Origin of the sequence: Clostridium bornimense (genome assembly GCF_000577895.1) — a bacterium.
Taxonomy (GTDB): domain Bacteria; phylum Bacillota; class Clostridia; order Clostridiales; family Clostridiaceae; genus Clostridium_AN; species Clostridium_AN bornimense.
Genome location: NZ_HG917868.1, coordinates 146385 through 163840 on the forward strand (window position 1 = coordinate 146385; position 17456 = coordinate 163840).

Genomic DNA, 17456 nt, shown 5'->3' on the forward strand with positions numbered 1-17456 from the left:
GCTATAAAATTCATTATGCAACAGTTCTGCTAATCTTTACTTAATAATATCTATATTATAATAATCAAGCCAAACATTTAATCCAACGAGATAAGCTATAAGTTGTGGTCCTGTCATTAATTGACCAAACCAAGGTGTCTTGTAGGAGGAACCTTTTGAATCAATGATTTCTTGAATTTTATTTTTATTTATTATTTCTAGTATAGGTGAATTAGGATTATCGATGATATTACTTAACATAGAGCAGACCTTATTTGTATAATCTGGATGATAAGTTTTTGGATAAGGACTCTTTTTTCTATATATAACATCGTCAGCAAGGATGCCTTTAAGAGCTCTTCTAAGTAAACCTTTCTCTCTTCCGTCAGCAAATTTTATTTCATAAGGTAGGTTAAATGCATATTGAACTAATCTGTAATCTGCGAAAGGAACTCTAGCTTCAAAGGAGTTACTCATACTCATTCTGTCTTTTCTATTCAATAGATTAACCATAAACCATTTAATATTTAAATAGAATAACTCTCTCATTCTGTAGTCCATAGGACTTTCGTTATCTAGATGAGGGGTTTCGAATAAGGTTTTCTTATAGTGATAGTAAGCAAATCCATCTAAGTCCAAAGATTGCAAATCATCGGATAATAATGTTTTTCTATCATCTACAAAACGTGACCAAGGGAATGTTGGATAATTAATAAGCTCACTTCTAGTAAACCAAGGATATCCTCCAAATAACTCATCGGCGCATTCACCAGATAAACCAACAACGAAATTTTTTCTTATTTCCTTACAAAATAAATATAAAGAAGAATCTACATCAGCCATTCCAGGTAAGTCTCTTGCTATTATGGATGGGATAAGTGCTTCTGCTAGTTCTATATTGTCATTTACAACAGTAATGTGATTAGATCCGATATCTTTTGAAACTTTTATAGCCCAAAATTGATCAGAAGTAGGTTGATACAAAGATGATTTGAAGTATTTATCATTATCTTTATAATCTATAGAATAAGTTGTTAGAGTTTTGCCATTTTCTCTAAATGTTTTTGCTGCTATAGCTGAAATAGCGGAAGAGTCTAGGCCACCAGATAAAAAGGTACAGATAGGAACGTCACCGACTAATTGTCTATTAATTGCATCTATTAATAGGGATTGTAAGTGTTCTGTTGCTTCATCTAAAGACTCAGTAAATGGCTCTGGAGTGACTTTCCAATATTCTTTTAATTCTTCTTTGTCCTTACTTATTATAATGTAATTAGCGGGTGGGACTTCTTTTATACCCTTAAGAACACCACTTCCAAGAGCTGTAGCTGGACCAAGGGCAAATAACTCTAATATTCCTTCTTTATCCAGTACTCTGTTAACTTTATTATTAGCAAGTACAGTTTTTATTTCAGATCCAAAAATAAATGAGTTACCCTTTTTGGCATAAAATAATGGTTTAACTCCAAGGGGATCTCTTACTAAAAAAAGACTTTCATTTAATTTATCCCATATTGCAAAGGCAAAGATACCATTAATATGATTTAAACAATTTACTCCCCAATGTATATAAGATGTTAATAATACTTCAGTATCAGAATAAGAGTTAAAAGAATAACCTTCTTTTATTAATTCAGATCGTACATTTTCAGTATTATAAAGTTCTCCATTGTAAACAATAGTATATTCATTAGTAGAAGTTTTTTTAGTCATAGGTTGCAGACCACCTTCTGGATCGACAACAATAAGTCTTCTATGACCTAAAGTACAGTGAGTGTCGATATAAATTCCAGATGAATCAGGTCCTCTTTTTTCTAAAGTTTTTGTCATATCTTCTATAGTTTTAATATTAGAAGAGGAATTTAGATTCTCTCTATAATTAACAACACCGGCAATTCCACACATAGTAAGTCTCCTCATATAAAAATTAGTTCTATTTAGTATATGATTTTTTAATGATAAAGGTTAAGAAAACATTAATTATATAGAGGTTATTAGGCACCCAGTATCGGGTGTATCATTATAAGAAAAAGAGAGAAAATTAAAGAATAAGATAGTATTTATATAATATATCTAAAAAAATGAATTGTTTTTAGAATATATTATGTTAAGTTTGAAATATAATAAGTCTTGTCGCTGCGAGAGAGCAGCAACGAAAAAGAAAAAAGTTGTTGACAAGTGATAAAAGCTTTGATACAATAAATGAGCGTCGCAAGAGAGCGACAGATGATCTTTGAAAATTGAACAGAAGAAACATATAACCAGTTAATTCTTTAAATTGACTCATATATATGAAGTCAGCAAACTAGTACTAAGCTAGTAATCAAACTTTTTAAATTGAGAGTTTGATCCTGGCTCAGGACGAACGCTGGCGGCGTGCTTAACACATGCAAGTCGAGCGAACAAAGCTCCTTCGGGAGTGGAGTTAGCGGCGGACGGGTGAGTAACACGTGGGTAACCTGCCTTATAGAGGGGGATAGCCTTCCGAAAGGAAGATTAATACCGCATAAGAAGTAGAAGTCGCATGGCTTTAGCTTTAAAGGAGCAATCCGCTATAAGATGGACCCGCGGCGCATTAGCTAGTTGGTGAGGTAACGGCTCACCAAGGCGACGATGCGTAGCCGACCTGAGAGGGTGATCGGCCACATTGGAACTGAGACACGGTCCAGACTCCTACGGGAGGCAGCAGTGGGGAATATTGCACAATGGGCGAAAGCCTGATGCAGCAACGCCGCGTGGGTGATGAAGGTTTTCGGATCGTAAAGCCCTGTCTTTTGGGACGATAATGACGGTACCAAAGGAGGAAGCCACGGCTAACTACGTGCCAGCAGCCGCGGTAATACGTAGGTGGCAAGCGTTGTCCGGATTTACTGGGCGTAAAGGGAGCGTAGGCGGACCTTTAAGTGAGATGTGAAATACCCGAGCTCAACTTGGGTGCTGCATTTCAAACTGGAGGTCTAGAGTGTCGGAGAGGTAAGTGGAATTCCTAGTGTAGCGGTGAAATGCGTAGAGATTAGGAAGAACCCCGGTGGCGAAGGCGACTTACTGGACGATAACTGACGCTGAGGCTCGAAAGCGTGGGGAGCAAACAGGATTAGATACCCTGGTAGTCCACGCCGTAAACGATGAATACTAGGTGTGGGGGTTGTCATGACCTCCGTGCCGTCGCAAACGCATTAAGTATTCCGCCTGGGGAGTACGGTCGCAAGATTAAAACTCAAAGGAATTGACGGGGGCCCGCACAAGCAGCGGAGCATGTGGTTTAATTCGAAGCAACGCGAAGAACCTTACCTAGACTTGACATCTCCTGAATTACTCTTAATCGAGGAAGTCCCTTCGGGGACAGGAAGACAGGTGGTGCATGGTTGTCGTCAGCTCGTGTCGTGAGATGTTGGGTTAAGTCCCGCAACGAGCGCAACCCTTATTGTTAGTTGCTACCATTAAGTTGAGCACTCTAGCAAGACTGCCGTGGTTAACGCGGAGGAAGGTGGGGATGACGTCAAATCATCATGCCCCTTATGTCTAGGGCTACACACGTGCTACAATGGTGAGTACAAAGAGACGCAAAACCGTGAGGTGGAGCAAAACTCAAAAACTCATCCCAGTTCGGATTGTAGGCTGCAACTCGCCTACATGAAGTTGGAGTTGCTAGTAATCGCGAATCAGAATGTCGCGGTGAATACGTTCCCGGGCCTTGTACACACCGCCCGTCACACCATGAGAGCTGGTAACACCCGAAGTCCGTGAGGTAACCGCAAGGAGCCAGCGGCCGAAGGTGGGATTAGTGATTGGGGTGAAGTCGTAACAAGGTAGCCGTAGGAGAACCTGCGGCTGGATCACCTCCTTTCTAAGGATATATGTTTAGGGAGAACCTAAGCAAAAAGGTTTATGTCTTCTGTTCAATTTTGAAAGATCATAGAATCTTTCAAAATTATATGTTCGCTAGAAGCGAGCAGTACGAGGAAGCAAGGAACGAATGAGCGAATAATACTTATGTATATGAGCGAAATGAGTGACGTAGCTGACGAAGTAATGCGAAGCTTATAGTAGAGCAGATTGTTCTTTGAAAATTGCATAGTTACAATAAAGACTTTAAAATCTATTATAGATTTACTGATTTATATACCTATACTAATCTAGTAAAGATTGTATAGATTTATTCGCTAGAAACAAGCAGTACGAGGAAGCAAGGAGCGAATGAGTGAACAATACTTTTGTATGTGAACGAAATGAGCGACGTAGCTGACGAAGTAATGCGCAGTTTATAGTAGAATAAATGATAGGTCAAGCTACAAAGGGCGCAGGGCGAATGCCTTGGCACTAGGAGCCGATGAAGGACGTGATAAGCTGCGATAAGCTGTGGGTAGCCGCACATAGGCCGTGATCCACAGATTTCCGAATGGGGAAACCCACATGAGAAACCTCATGTATCCTTAAGTGAATACATAGCTTAAGGAAGGTAACCCGGGGAACTGAAACATCTAAGTACCCGGAGGAAGAGAAAGAAACATCGATTTTCTGAGTAGCGGCGAGCGAAACGGAAAGAGCCCAAACCAAGAGCTTGCTCTTGGGGTTGCGGACAGTTCATAAATACTTTGGAATTCTAGTCGAAGACAACTGGAAAGTTGCACCGCAGAATGTAATAGTCATGTAGGCGAAAGAACGAAAAAGTCAGAACTGATCCAGAGTACCACGAGACACGTGAAACCTTGTGGGAAGCAGGGAGGACCACCTCCCAAGGCTAAATACTACCTAGTGACCGATAGTGAAGCAGTACCGTGAGGGAAAGGTGAAAAGAACCCCGGGAGGGGAGTGAAATAGAACCTGAAACCCTGTGCCTACAACCGGTCGAAGCACCTTATGTGTGTGACGACGTGCTTTTTGTAGAACGAGCCAACGAGTTACGGTATGCAGCAAGGTTAAGTACTTATGGTACGTAGCCGAAGGGAAACCAAGTCTGAATAGGGCGACTAGTTGCATGCTGTAGACCCGAAACCGGGTGACCTATCCATGGCCAGGTTGAAGCGAGGGTAAAACCTCGTGGAGGACCGAACCACGTTGGTGTTGAAAAACCATGGGATGAGCTGTGGATAGCGGAGAAATTCCAATCGAACTCGGAGATAGCTGGTTCTCCTCGAAATAGCTTTAGGGCTAGCGTCTGGTAAATTAAGTGATGGAGGTAGAGCACTGAATGGGCTAGGGGGCCGCGAGGCTTACCGAACCTTATCAAACTCCGAATGCCATACACTTGTACCCAGGCAGTCAGACTGCGAATGATAAGATCCGTAGTCAAAAGGGAAACAGCCCAGACCGTCAGCTAAGGTCCCTAAATGTAGATTAAGTGGTAAAGGATGTGAGGTTTCTAAGACAACTAGGATGTTGGCTTAGAAGCAGCCACTCATTTAAAGAGTGCGTAATAGCTCACTAGTCGAGAGACCTTGCGCCGAAAATGTCCGGGGCTAAAATCTACTACCGAAGCTACGGACTCCTAACGGAGTGGTAGAGGAGCTTCCTGTATGGGCTGAAGTCGTACCGAAAGGAGCGGTGGACTGTACAGGAGTGAGAATGTTGGCATAAGTAGCGAGAATTGAGTGAGAATCTCAATGGCCGAAAATCTAAGGTTTCCTGGGGAAGGCTCGTCCGCCCAGGGTTAGTCGGGACCTAAGCCGAGGCCGAAAGGCGTAGGTGATGGACAATCGGTTGATATTCCGATACTACCAAATGACGTTATTACCAATGGAGTGACGCAGGAGGATAGGGTGTGCAGACTATTGGATGTCTGTCTAAGCACTTAGACATGTCTCTAGGCAAATCCGGAGACTAAGTTGAGGTGTGATGGGGAGCTCGTATGAGCGAAGTACCTGATTCCACGCTGCCAAGAAAAGCTTCTAGGGAGGAGTTTGGTACCCGTACCGCAAACCGACACAGGTAGATGAGGAGAGAATCCTAAGGCCAGCGGAAGAATTGCAGTTAAGGAACTCGGCAAATTGACCCCGTAACTTCGGGAGAAGGGGTGCCTACAGAAATGTAGGCCGCAGAGAATAGGCCCAAGCAACTGTTTAGCAAAAACACAGGTCTCTGCTAAAGCGAAAGCTGATGTATAGGGGCTGACGCCTGCCCGGTGCTGGAAGGTTAAGGGGATCACTTAGCGCAAGCGAAGGTGTGAACTTAAGCCCCAGTAAACGGCGGCCGTAACTATAACGGTCCTAAGGTAGCGAAATTCCTTGTCGGGTAAGTTCCGACCCGCACGAATGGCGTAATGATTTGGGCACTGTCTCAACTGCAAATCCGGCGAAATTGTAGTACCAGTGAAGATGCTGGTTACCCGCGATTGGACGGAAAGACCCCGTAGAGCTTTACTGTAGCTTAGCATTGAGATTTGGTATTGTCTGTACAGGATAGGTGGGAGACTAGGAAGCATGGGCGTCAGCCTGTGTGGAGTCATCCTTGGGATACCACCCTGACAGTACTGAATTTCTAACCGGAGGCCTTGAATCAGGTCACGGGACATTGTTAGGTGGGCAGTTTGACTGGGGCGGTCGCCTCCTAAAAAGTAACGGAGGCGCCCAAAGGTTCCCTCAGAACGGTCGGAAATCGTTCGAAGAGTGCAAAGGCAGAAGGGAGCCTGACTGCGACACTTACAAGTGGAGCAGGGACGAAAGTCGGGCTTAGTGATCCGGTGGTTCCTCGTGGGAGGGCCATCGCTCAACGGATAAAAGCTACCTCGGGGATAACAGGCTGATCTCCCCCAAGAGTCCACATCGACGGGGAGGTTTGGCACCTCGATGTCGGCTCGTCGCATCCTGGGGCTGTAGTAGGTCCCAAGGGTTGGGCTGTTCGCCCATTAAAGCGGCACGCGAGCTGGGTTCAGAACGTCGTGAGACAGTTCGGTCCCTATCCGTCGCGGGCGTAGGAAATTTGAGAGGAGCTGTCCTTAGTACGAGAGGACCGGGATGGACTGACCTCTGGTGTACCAGTTGTTCCGCCAGGAGCACAGCTGGGTAGCTATGTCGGGAAGGGATAAACGCTGAAAGCATCTAAGCGTGAAGCCCACCTCAAGATAAGATTTCCCATGACGTTAAGTCAGTAAGACCCCTGGAAGACTACCAGGTTGATAGGTCAGAGGTGTAAGTGTGGTAACATATTTAGCTGACTGATACTAATAGGTCGAGGGCTTGTCCAATGTATATAAAAAAGTTTATTGTAGCATGCAATTTTGAAAGAACAATATCTTTCAAATCTGGTGATGATGCCTCTAAGGGATACACCCGTTCCCATACCGAACACGATGGTTAAGCCTCAGAGGGCCGATGGTACTGCACGGGAGACTGTGTGGGAGAGTAGGATGTTGCCAGGTAAGGTGTGGCTCGATAGCTCAGTCGGTAGAGCAGAGGACTGAAAATCCTCGTGTCGCTGGTTCGATTCCTGCTCGAGCCACCATTAATGGCGCTATAGCCAAGCGGTAAGGCCAAGGTCTGCAAAACCTTTATTCCCCGGTTCAAATCCGGGTGGCGCCTCCATAAAGTAAGCAATTTTATTGCTTACTTTTTTTATTTTATAAAATAATAGAGTAGTTATTGAAGAACAGGATCTAAAATAACTATTTTACCTAAAGTAGAGTCAATTCTTGCCTTAGCTCCTATTGGTAATGTTAATTTGGGATAAGAATGTCCAGACATAATATGATTAATAGTTGGCTTTTTTAGAGAAAAAATTTGAGTTTCTAGAACTTCATCTAAAGTAAAGCTTCTATTATAATTAGATAAACCACAACCTTTAAATTGTCCTAGTATAAATCCAGAGCATTCAGATAATTTACCTGATAAGTTTAATTGTGTTAGCATCCTATCTATTTTATAAGGAGCCTCGCCTATTTCTTCTAAAAATAAAATTTTCCCTTTAGTATCAATCTCATAAGGTGTTCCTAGGGTAGAACATAATAAGCATAAGTTTCCACCTATTATAGATCCTTCAGAAATTCCCCGTACAGAACATTCTACTGGTAGATAGTATGGATTATTTAGTGTATAGGGATAAGTAGATTTAGTTATTGTTTCTAGAAAAGAATTAAGAGTATATTTTTCTGAAATATTAGATGTTAACATTGGACCATGAAAGGTTATTAGTCCTGTTTTTTGATATATGATATTTAATAATGTAGTAATATCGGAGTATCCCATAAAGATCTTAGGATTTGCTTTTATTATATCAAAGTCCAAGTATGGGAGAAGTCGCATTGTACCATATCCACCTCTTATACATAAAATCATTGATACTTGGGGATCTAAAAACATATTCATTAAATCTAATGCACGTTCTTCATCACTGCCAGCTAAAAATCCTGTTCTTGAATATATAGATTTGCCTAGCTTTATTTTAAATCCAAGTGTCTCTAAGTGTTTTATACCTTTATCAATTACATTACGATCTTCAGGGCTTGCTGGTGACACAATGCCTATTGTATCACCAGGTAATAATTTATTTGCAATCATTTTAAAATCCCCTTTAGAATTATTTAAACATTCCTTTTTTATGAAGTATATATGATACTGCAAGAGTAGAGATTATTATTAGTGAAAAAATTATTCCAAATCCGTTACCAGCTTTTATATCAGAGAAAGGCAAACCGGTAACATTCATTCCAAATAAACCAGAGATTATGTTAGGAACAGTTATTACGATTGTCACAGAGGTTAAAAGCTTCATTACAGTATTTAAGTTATTAGATATTATATTCGCTGTGGTGTCCATTGTTGCTTGAAGGATATCACCATAGATAGAAGTCATCTCTATTGCCTGACGAGTTTCAATCATGACATCTTCAAGGACATCTTTGTCTTCTTCATACTTTTGCATAATGTCTAATTTCATTATTTTTTCAAAGGTAACATCATTTCCTTTTAACGACGTTGAAAAGTATACAATAGAGTTCTGTAAAGATAATAATTGCATTAAAATCTTGTTACTCATAGATTTATGAAGTTGACTTTGAAGCATAAGAGATTTTTTGCCAATTTGTCTTAATGATAATAAATAATATGATGAAACTCTATAAAGTATTTGTAATATAAAGCGAGATCTTTTAAATGTATAAAAAGTTTTAATTTTTTCATTTATAAATCCAGAAAGAATTTTAGAATTTTTAAGACATACTGTTATAATATAGTCATTAGTATGTATAATACCTAATGGATATGTATCATAGGTTAAAGTATTTTCTTCTACTTCAGTGAAAGGAATATCCACTATAAATAGTATATTATCGTCTGAGGTTTCTATACGTGAACTTTCTTCATCATCTAATGCCGCTTTTAAAAAATCCATGGGAACTCCAGTTTTTTTAGATGTTAATATAAGCTCCTGTTCATTAGGGGCTATCAAATTAATCCAACATCCAGGTTCAATAGTATCCATTTTTACTAAGTGAGGGGATGATTCAGATAGGCTTTTATATATTAGTATCATAAGCACATATCCTCCATTAAATTTTATAGTTCTTACTTAGTATATTATATAACAAAGAATTTATAGATATAAAGTTAAATTTTAATACTGTTACTGCCGAAAAGAAAAGGAAAAAGAAGAACTGATGAAAGAAATATAAATGAAATCATTTCCATAGGAGAAATTGGGTCTAGATAACTTTATAAGAGGAAATAGAGTAGTGGAAAAATAAGTATTAAGCTAGTATAATCTTTTTTATAATCTGTAAAAGTAAAGGAAAGTGTAATGAGGGAATTATGAATAAGGAAGTTATTTCGAAAAGGCCTTTGCCTTTAATTTTATTATGGATATTTATATTAGTAAATTTATTAGCACTTAAAGAAGTTATAGAGTTAAGTGACTTATCAAAAGTAATTGAAGAAAAATATTTAAATTATGGTATTGCAATTATTTTAATTTTAGTTGCTGTAGATTTTATAAGAAGGTGTAAAATAAAATATAAGTATTTTCTTATCGATAATAAACTTGTTATTCATAAGCTAAAGGGGAAAAGCCATTCTGTAGAAGAAGTAGTTGACTTTAAAGATGTACATTTTTTAGGTAAAAAATGTAACTATAAAAATAAAGTTAAAGCAAGAAGAACAACTAATTATTTATCTCATTACTGTAATACTAATAGATATTTGTGTGTTTATAAAAAAGATGGTGGATATAAAAAGTTTTATTTTCAACCTACAAAGAACTTTATTAAAAATATAGAATGTTGATAACATTAAAAATATAGAAAAGAGGATTGAGGTACGATGAATTTACATTGTGCCTCAGTCCTCTTTTTATAGTGAATAAGTAAGAGTGAATGGGGAATATTGAATTTCCAAAAAGGCTCCGCTATGAAATTTAACCATTATTGTGACAAGCACTTTTTTTGTTTTCACTATTTAATTCCAACAGACTTTCTCTTAATAAGTCTTCTCTTTCTATTATATCTAATCCAGTATAAGCAAAAGCTTCAATAGCCTTTAATACATTTTCTTTTGTATATTCAGAGGTTGTGGCTTTAACAAATTCATTTGAATATGGATTTATAGATGAATCTTCACATATTGAAATAAAAGGTCGTATAGTTGGAACTATATGAGAAACAGATCCAAGGCTAAGGCTTAAGTGAGTATCTCTAGGAGGATCTATTTTAATAAGACCACTTTCTTTTAAATTATGTGAAAAAAGTCTTGATATAGTGGCATTAGTTTTTAACTCATCACTAGGCATTTCATGATAGTGTATATCACTTTTTACATTCATAAGTTTTGAAGTATATTTAACAAATTCATGAATTTTACTTTCTAATTCTTTTAGTACAGACATCTTACGTGCTTTTATATAGAACGTTATGCTACATCTTATTTGTGAAATATGTGGAGTAACTGGAGAATTCATAGATATACTATTTATATAACATTCTTCTTCAAAAGAGTTAATAATAGTGTCTAAACCATTTAAAGTGAATAAAGATGCTGATAATGGGGAATAATATCCTTTAGTTTTATAAAAATTTTCAATGCTTTCATAGTTTATTTCTATAGGTAGTGAGGCCATGGAGCTGGCACTTTCAGCTGTTACAACATGTGGACATGGAGACATTACTATATCGATATTTTCAAAAGCTCCTTCTTTTACCATTATTGCTTTTGATCCACCTTTAAGTTCTCCACTGCATCCTATAACAACTACAGATCCATGTCCAGATGATTCTATAGCATTAGCTAATAGTAATGCTGCACCTATAGAGATTGTAGAATTAATATGATGAGCAAGTAAGTCACCATCTTCTTTAGAAACATCGTAGTCACAAGTTAAACATATTCTAGGATGCTCATTACCGAATTCTGCATAGAATGAATTTGGTATATCCAAATAATTATTTGTGATTTTAAAGCCATGATTTTTTAGTATATTAGATAAAAATGAACTAGTAGAAGTTTCTTTATAACTTTCTTCTCCGTTTTTTAATATATAATCGCTGATTGAAAATATTTCATCAGTTATTGTTGATAGATAACTAAGCATTTGTTGTTTCATAAGAAGAATCCTCCCGTAAAAATTATACTTATAGTATTACCTATATTAATATAAATAACCCAATAATATTTTTACAATTTTAAATAACTATTGAAAAAATAATATTTAAATGGTAATCTAGGAAACGTAATAAGAAAAGGAGAACATTTTGTATGGGGTATAAAAATATAGCAAAACAAAAACGTCAGAAGATGAGAAGAGTAAAGGTGCTTTCAGTACTTATACTAACTACCATTGTTACTGCAGCAATTTGTTTCAAATATATAATTTTAGATGAAAAAAGACTTACATCAAAAGTTAACTTAAATGAAGAGGCAGAAGTAGTAAATACAATGAGTGATTTTAGTTACATATCTGAGCAAAAAACAGAAGCTCAAATGAATAATGGAGATAAGTTTGATTTTACATCTAAGTATGGAATTGTCGTATCTATAGATCAACAAAGAGTATATGTATATGAGGATAGTAAGCTAATTAAATCTATGTTATGTGCTACTGGGGTAGAAGGTAGTGATACACCAGTGGGGAGATATAAGATAATAGCTAGAGCAAAGAGTTTTTTTTCACAACAGTATCAGCAAGGAGGCTACTATTATCTACAGTTTATGGGAGATTTTCTTTTCCATTCAGTGCCATTTGGACCTGATGGAAAGATAATACCAGAAGAAGAAAATAAGCTGGGATTTAAAGCATCTCATGGATGTGTTAGGTTATCATTAGATGATTCAAAATGGCTTTACGATACTGTACCAAATCAAACAGATGTAGTAATTTATTAATGACAAAAGGGTTCTGAAGCATAGTATTAATTTATTGTGTAACAGGATCTTTCTTTTATATAAAATATTTCAATATATTCATGTTTAAGATATTTGTGAATAATTATAATATTGAACCTTCTAAAAAGGATTGATAAAATGAATAGATCGTATTGTGTAATATGTAATAAGGAATGCAAAGAAGGAACAAAGATTAACAATGACATTATATGTGACAAATGTCTAGAAAAATTGGCACATGTATCTTTAGACACATGTATATATGAGTATTACAAAAATAAGATAAAAAAAGTTTATAAGCAAGGAGAAAGAAATATTGATTAAGTTACCATTACTAAATGAGCTTATAAAATACCACAAAGAGGATAATTTGATTTTATCAATGCCAGGAAATAAAAGTGGGATAGGTTTTTTAAGAGACGAAGTTGGTCAAAATTTTATAAATAAATTAGGATATTTAGATATAACAGAAGTAGATCCATTGGATAATTTACATTGTCCAGAAGGAATAATTAAGGAAGCTCAAAATCTTTTAAGAGATTTATATGGATCTAAAAAGGCTTTTTTTATGGTTAATGGAAGTAGTGGAGGTAATTTAGCGTCCATATTTAGTGCGTTTAAGGAAGGAGACGAAGTATTAGTAGAACGCAATTGTCATAAATCGATATACAATGGACTAATTCTTAGAAAATTAAAGGTTGTTTATATAGATTCAGTAGTTGATGAAAAAAATAATATTAGTTTACCACCAGATAAGAAAAATATATATGAAGCTTTAAGTAAGGCAAAAAAGCCTAAAGGAATTATATTAACTTATCCTAATTATTTTGGGATAAGTTATGATTTAGAAAAAATTATAATGGATTTGAGGGGGAAGGGTGTTAAAGTTATAATTGATGGTGCTCATGGAGCACATTTTGGCTTTAATGATAAATTACCTAAATCTTTAGCTAGTTTAGGTGATTATGTAGTTTTAAGTGCACATAAGACATTACCAGCACTTACACAAGGTGGATTTTTATTAGTTAATAATGATGAAGATAATATTGAATTTTATATAAGAGCATTTATGACAACATCGCCATCGTATCTTATTATGGCATCATTAGATTATAGTAGATATTATTTAGAAAAGTACGGAAAAGGTGATTATGAATCTTTAATAGCTATCGCTACTAAGTATAGAAATAAAATTAATAAGTTAGGTAAGGTATATATATTAGGAAAAGAAGACATGATGTATGGCTATGATATAGATATAACTAGATATGTTATGGTATTACCTAAAAAATATAGTGGACATAAGTTGTTGAAATATTTGAGAACTTCAGGGATACAGGGGGAGATGAGCACACCTAATACTGTGGTATTGATTTTATCCCCATTTCATGGTGAATGTGAATTTAACAAATTATATTCAGTATTAGATAATCTAAATTTTGATGATATAATTAGTGATGAAAAGTATATTAAGTATAAGTATAATATACCTATTAAAAAGCTAGAGCCTTATCAGGTATTTGATAAGAAAATTAAAGTTATAGAATTAGATAATGCAATTGATGAAATTGCTGGAGATGCAATTATACCATATCCACCAGGTATTCCATTAGTAGTTGGTGGAGAGGTAATAACTAAAGAATGTATAGAGATAGTGAAAAATTACTTAAAAGGTAACAAGCAGGTTATTGGAGTAAGTAACAATAAAATTAGTATAGTGGAGGAATAGCTGTGGCAGGATTATTAATAGCTTTAGAGGGACCAGATGGATGTGGAAAAACTACACAGATAGAATTATTAAAGGACAGGTTAGAAAGAGAAGGTTATGAGGTAATTGTAACTAGAGAGCCTGGTGGAACAAAAATAAGCGAAAAAATACGAGAAATATTATTAGATAATGATAATAATGAGATGGGAAGTTGTTGTGAAGCATTACTTTATGCTGCATCTAGAGCACAATTAGTAGAGGAAGTTATAAAACCAGCGTTAGCAGAAGGTAAGATGATTATATGTGATAGATTTGTACATTCGTCATTAGTATATCAAGGTATCGGTAGAGGACTTGGTATTAAAGAGATAGAGGGTATAAATAGCTTTGCTTTAAATGGATTAAAAAGTGATTTAACTATAATGATAGATATAGATTTTGAAAAAGGATTAGATAGAAAGAGAAATCAAAAGAAGTTAGATAGACTAGAGAATAGTGGAAATGATTTTCATAAAAAAGTTTATAATGGATATCAATATATAAAAAATGAAATTAAGGATATCGAAGTGGTAGATGGAGCTATGTCAAAAGAAGAAGTACATGAAAAAATATTTTCACTTATAGAAAATAAGATTAGATGAAATTGTAGCAATAGTGATAATATATGTTAAAATAGATATTAAGGAGTAACTTAAGGGGGAATATCTATGAAACTTATTATTTCTATAGTTCAAGATGATGATGCCTTAGATTTAGTTGAGGACCTTACTGAAAAGGGCTATGGTGTAACTAAACTTGCTACTACTGGAGGTTTTCTAAAGTCAGGTAATACTACTTTATTAACAGGAGTAAATGCAGAAAAGGTAGATGAAGTTATCGAAGTGATAAAAAGTAGATGTAAGACCAGAGAAGAAGTAATATCCGCTATGACACCAGTAATGGGGGTATCTAGTAACATGATGCCATATCCAGTAGATATAAAAGTAGGTGGTGCAACTATATTTGTTGTAGATGTGGATAAATTTGTGAAAATTTAACGGAGTAATTATGATAATAGGACATAATACAATAAGAGAACTGTTTTTAAAAGCAATAAAAGAGAATACTTTATCTCATGCATATCTTATTGTAGGAGAAGATGGAATAGGAAAAAGCATATTAGTTAAAGAGATAGCATTGAAGATATTGGGGAAGACAAGAGATATAGATTATGTTGATTTAATTAACTTTCGTAGTAGTGGTAAATCTATAGGAGTAGATGAAATTAGAAAGTTGATAGTTGAAATTAATAAGAAGCCTTTTGAAGGAGATAAAAAGGTAATTATAATTCATAATTGCGAGACAATGACGGAAGCAGCACAAAATGCATTTTTGAAGACAATAGAGGAACCGCCAATAGGTGTATATATTTTCTTATTATGCGAAAACTTAGCTAGTATTTTAGATACTGTGAAATCTAGAACTTCTATTTTTAGATTAAATAGATTATCAAAAGAAGAAATAGAAGAGTATATACACCAAAATTATATAGATATATCTGATGAAAAAGAAAAGATGTTGATTTCTTTTAGTGATGGAATCCCCGGTACTATAGATAAATTAGTTAAAGATGAGGAGTTTAATAATATAAGGGATCTAGTTCTCGATATATTGTTAAATATAAAAAATATTGAAAAAAGCAAAACTTTTGATTATACAGATAAGATGTGTAAATTCAAAGATAAATGGGAAGAAGTCTTAACAGTTTTTTCATCATATATAAGAGATATTATGGTTTATGGAGAAACTTATTCTACAGAGAATATTATTAATCTAGATAAAATAAGTGATATTAAGGATTTAAAAGGGAAATATACTTATTCAAAACTTATAAAGATTCTAGATATAATAACATATGTAAGAGAAAATTTAGAGAGAAATGTAAATATGGAAGGAATATTCGATATTATGTTGATAAAATTGCAGGAGGTATAAAAAATGGTTTCGGTAGTGGGAATACGCTTTAAAAAAGCTGGCAAAGTGTATTACTTCTCACCAGGTGATAACTTAGTTAAGGAAGGCGATAATGTTATTGTTGAAACAGCTAGGGGTATGGAATTTGGAACATGCATAATAAGCAGTAGAGAAGTAGATGAAGATAGTATTATATCTCCATTAAAGTCAGTAGTTAGAGTAGCAACAAAAGAAGATTTATTAAAATATGCCGATAATAAAAGAAGAGAAAAAGAAGCTTTTAATATATGTTGTGAGAAAATAGCTAAACATAAGTTAGTTATGAAGTTAATAGATGTTGAGTATACATTTGATAATAATAAAATAATATTTTACTTTACTGCAGAAGGTAGAGTAGATTTTAGAGAATTAGTTAAAGATTTAGCTACAGTTTTTAGAACTAGAATTGAACTTAGACAAATTGGTGTTAGAGATGAATCAAAAATGGTAGGTGGATTAGGGCCATGTGGAAGACCATTATGCTGTGGAACATTTCTTACAGACTTTGCTCCAGTATCAATAAAGATGGCTAAAGAACAAAATCTATCATTAAATCCATCTAAAATATCAGGAATATGTGGCAGGTTAATGTGTTGTCTTAATTATGAGCAAGAAACATATGAAGAGACAAGAAAGATTATGCCTACTGTAGGATCTATAGTAGAAACTCCATATGGAACAGGAGAGGTTATGTCTAATAGTCTTGTTAAGGAAACAGTAACTGCAAAGTTCATGAGAGCAGAAGGTGATGGTGAAGTTATAGAAGTACCTATAACAAAATTAAAATTAGTTTCAGGATCATATGAAGGAACAGTAGATGAAAAAGATATTAGAATTGAAGTTGAAGATGAAACTGATGCAAAAGCGTTGAAGGAACTATTTAAGGGTGACTAGGAGGTAATTAGCATGAAAGGTGTCCTTAGAGTTCACAAAATAGATAATGTAAATAAATTAAAAAGAGATATAACATCTATTGAAGGTGTTATAGCATTATATATATCCAAGGAAAGTGAAGAAGTTACAGTAATATTTGATGAGTATTTTACTACATTAGAAGATATTATCGATAAACTGGAAAATGATGGGCATATTATACTATAAAAAACTTTCATAAATATAGCAGACGTGCTAAAATAAGATAGTAGGAGAATATAGCTTTTAGTTTTAGGAGGTGTTTTAAGAATGGCATACAGAATTAATGAAACATGTGTTAGTTGTGGTGCATGTGCAGCAGAATGTCCAGTAGGATGTATTTCTCAAGGAGATAGTCAATTTGAAATTGATGAATCAAGTTGCATCGACTGTGGAAACTGTGCAAATGTTTGTCCAGTAGGTTCACCAGAGCAAGCATAATACTTATTATAATAAATAAGATAAAAGAGGCTTTCGCATTGACAAATGAAAATTTGTAGGCGAGAGCCTTTTTTAGTGCACAAGTATGATGGCACAAGGCACATGTATGGAAGAAACTCCTT

Annotated in this window: 14 protein-coding genes, 2 tRNA genes and 3 rRNA genes; 15 read left to right on the forward strand and 4 right to left on the reverse strand. The window is 35.3% G+C overall.

Annotated elements, in window-relative coordinates:
- Window positions 1-36 precede the first annotated feature (36 nt).
- Window positions 37-1884, reverse strand: coding sequence for an asparagine synthase (glutamine-hydrolyzing) (asnB, locus tag CM240_RS00680; RefSeq protein WP_044035793.1), 1848 nt, complete (start codon window positions 1882-1884; stop codon window positions 37-39).
- Between the two features lie 428 nt (window positions 1885-2312).
- Here asnB and CM240_RS00685 point away from each other — a divergent pair.
- From CM240_RS00685 to CM240_RS00705, 5 genes are all read left to right on the forward strand, one after another.
- Window positions 2313-3826, forward strand: a 16S ribosomal RNA gene (locus CM240_RS00685).
- A 435-nt stretch (window positions 3827-4261) separates the two neighbouring features.
- Window positions 4262-7162 (forward strand): 23S ribosomal RNA (locus tag CM240_RS00690).
- A gap of 56 nt (window positions 7163-7218) precedes the next feature.
- Window positions 7219-7336 (forward strand): 5S ribosomal RNA (gene rrf, locus CM240_RS00695).
- The 16S, 23S and 5S rRNA genes sit together here with 2 tRNA genes alongside, the layout of an rRNA operon.
- A gap of 7 nt (window positions 7337-7343) precedes the next feature.
- Window positions 7344-7419: transfer RNA gene (locus tag CM240_RS00700), tRNA-Phe, on the forward strand.
- Between the two features lie 5 nt (window positions 7420-7424).
- Window positions 7425-7499 (forward strand) — tRNA-Cys (locus CM240_RS00705).
- A 54-nt stretch (window positions 7500-7553) separates the two neighbouring features.
- Here the strand turns inward: CM240_RS00705 and CM240_RS00710 are convergent.
- Window positions 7554-8471 (reverse strand): S66 peptidase family protein, encoded by a 918-nt coding sequence (locus tag CM240_RS00710; protein WP_044035794.1) that lies wholly within the window; start codon window positions 8469-8471, stop codon window positions 7554-7556.
- A 19-nt stretch (window positions 8472-8490) separates the two neighbouring features.
- The gene (locus tag CM240_RS00715) at window positions 8491-9444 is read right to left on the reverse strand and encodes a magnesium transporter CorA family protein (protein WP_044035795.1); all 954 of its coding nucleotides are present in this window, start codon (window positions 9442-9444) and stop codon (window positions 8491-8493) included.
- Between the two features lie 275 nt (window positions 9445-9719).
- Between CM240_RS00715 and CM240_RS00720 the strand changes: the two genes are divergently transcribed.
- Window positions 9720-10190: a hypothetical protein gene (locus CM240_RS00720; RefSeq protein WP_044035796.1), complete on the forward strand. Its 471-nt coding sequence runs from the start codon at window positions 9720-9722 to the stop codon at window positions 10188-10190.
- Window positions 10191-10320: 130 nt separating this feature from the next.
- Here the strand turns inward: CM240_RS00720 and CM240_RS00725 are convergent, their stop codons facing one another.
- Window positions 10321-11502: a zinc-binding metallopeptidase family protein gene (locus CM240_RS00725; protein ID WP_044035797.1), complete on the reverse strand. Its 1182-nt coding sequence runs from the start codon at window positions 11500-11502 to the stop codon at window positions 10321-10323.
- A 152-nt stretch (window positions 11503-11654) separates the two neighbouring features.
- Here CM240_RS00725 and CM240_RS16630 point away from each other — a divergent pair, with 152 nt between their 5' ends.
- The 9 genes from CM240_RS16630 to CM240_RS00770 all read left to right on the forward strand — a co-directional run bounded on the left by CM240_RS16630 (window position 11655) and on the right by CM240_RS00770 (window position 17334).
- Window positions 11655-12281: a L,D-transpeptidase gene (locus CM240_RS16630; protein ID WP_051483610.1), complete on the forward strand. Its 627-nt coding sequence runs from the start codon at window positions 11655-11657 to the stop codon at window positions 12279-12281.
- A 138-nt stretch (window positions 12282-12419) separates the two neighbouring features.
- Window positions 12420-12605 carry a sigma factor G inhibitor Gin gene (locus tag CM240_RS00735; protein ID WP_044035798.1) on the forward strand — a complete coding sequence of 62 codons (186 nt, stop codon included), beginning with the start codon at window positions 12420-12422 and terminating at the stop codon, window positions 12603-12605.
- Window positions 12601-14010 (forward strand): aminotransferase class I/II-fold pyridoxal phosphate-dependent enzyme, encoded by a 1410-nt coding sequence (locus CM240_RS00740; protein WP_423219473.1) that lies wholly within the window; start codon window positions 12601-12603, stop codon window positions 14008-14010. Before CM240_RS00735 ends, CM240_RS00740 begins: the two co-directional genes overlap by 5 nt.
- 2 nt (window positions 14011-14012) lie before the next feature.
- Window positions 14013-14630 carry a dTMP kinase gene (tmk, locus tag CM240_RS00745; RefSeq protein ID WP_044035800.1) on the forward strand — a complete coding sequence of 206 codons (618 nt, stop codon included), beginning with the start codon at window positions 14013-14015 and terminating at the stop codon, window positions 14628-14630.
- 66 nt (window positions 14631-14696) lie between these two features.
- Window positions 14697-15026, forward strand: a complete 330-nt coding sequence (locus CM240_RS00750; RefSeq protein WP_044035801.1) for a cyclic-di-AMP receptor — start codon at window positions 14697-14699, stop codon at window positions 15024-15026.
- Window positions 15027-15036: 10 nt separating this feature from the next.
- Entirely contained in the window at window positions 15037-15963 is a 927-nt protein-coding gene (locus CM240_RS00755) for a DNA polymerase III subunit delta' (RefSeq protein WP_044035802.1), read from the forward strand.
- Between the two features lie 3 nt (window positions 15964-15966).
- On the forward strand, window positions 15967-16875 hold the full coding sequence (locus CM240_RS00760) for a PSP1 domain-containing protein (protein ID WP_044035803.1): 909 nt from the start codon (window positions 15967-15969) through the stop codon (window positions 16873-16875).
- 12 nt (window positions 16876-16887) lie between these two features.
- A complete protein-coding gene (locus tag CM240_RS00765; protein WP_044035804.1) occupies window positions 16888-17082 on the forward strand; it encodes a hypothetical protein in 195 nt (64 codons plus the stop codon).
- An 81-nt stretch (window positions 17083-17163) separates the two neighbouring features.
- Window positions 17164-17334, forward strand: a complete 171-nt coding sequence (locus CM240_RS00770) for an indolepyruvate ferredoxin oxidoreductase subunit alpha (RefSeq protein ID WP_044035805.1) — start codon at window positions 17164-17166, stop codon at window positions 17332-17334.
- The last annotated feature ends 122 nt before the right edge of the window (window positions 17335-17456 follow it).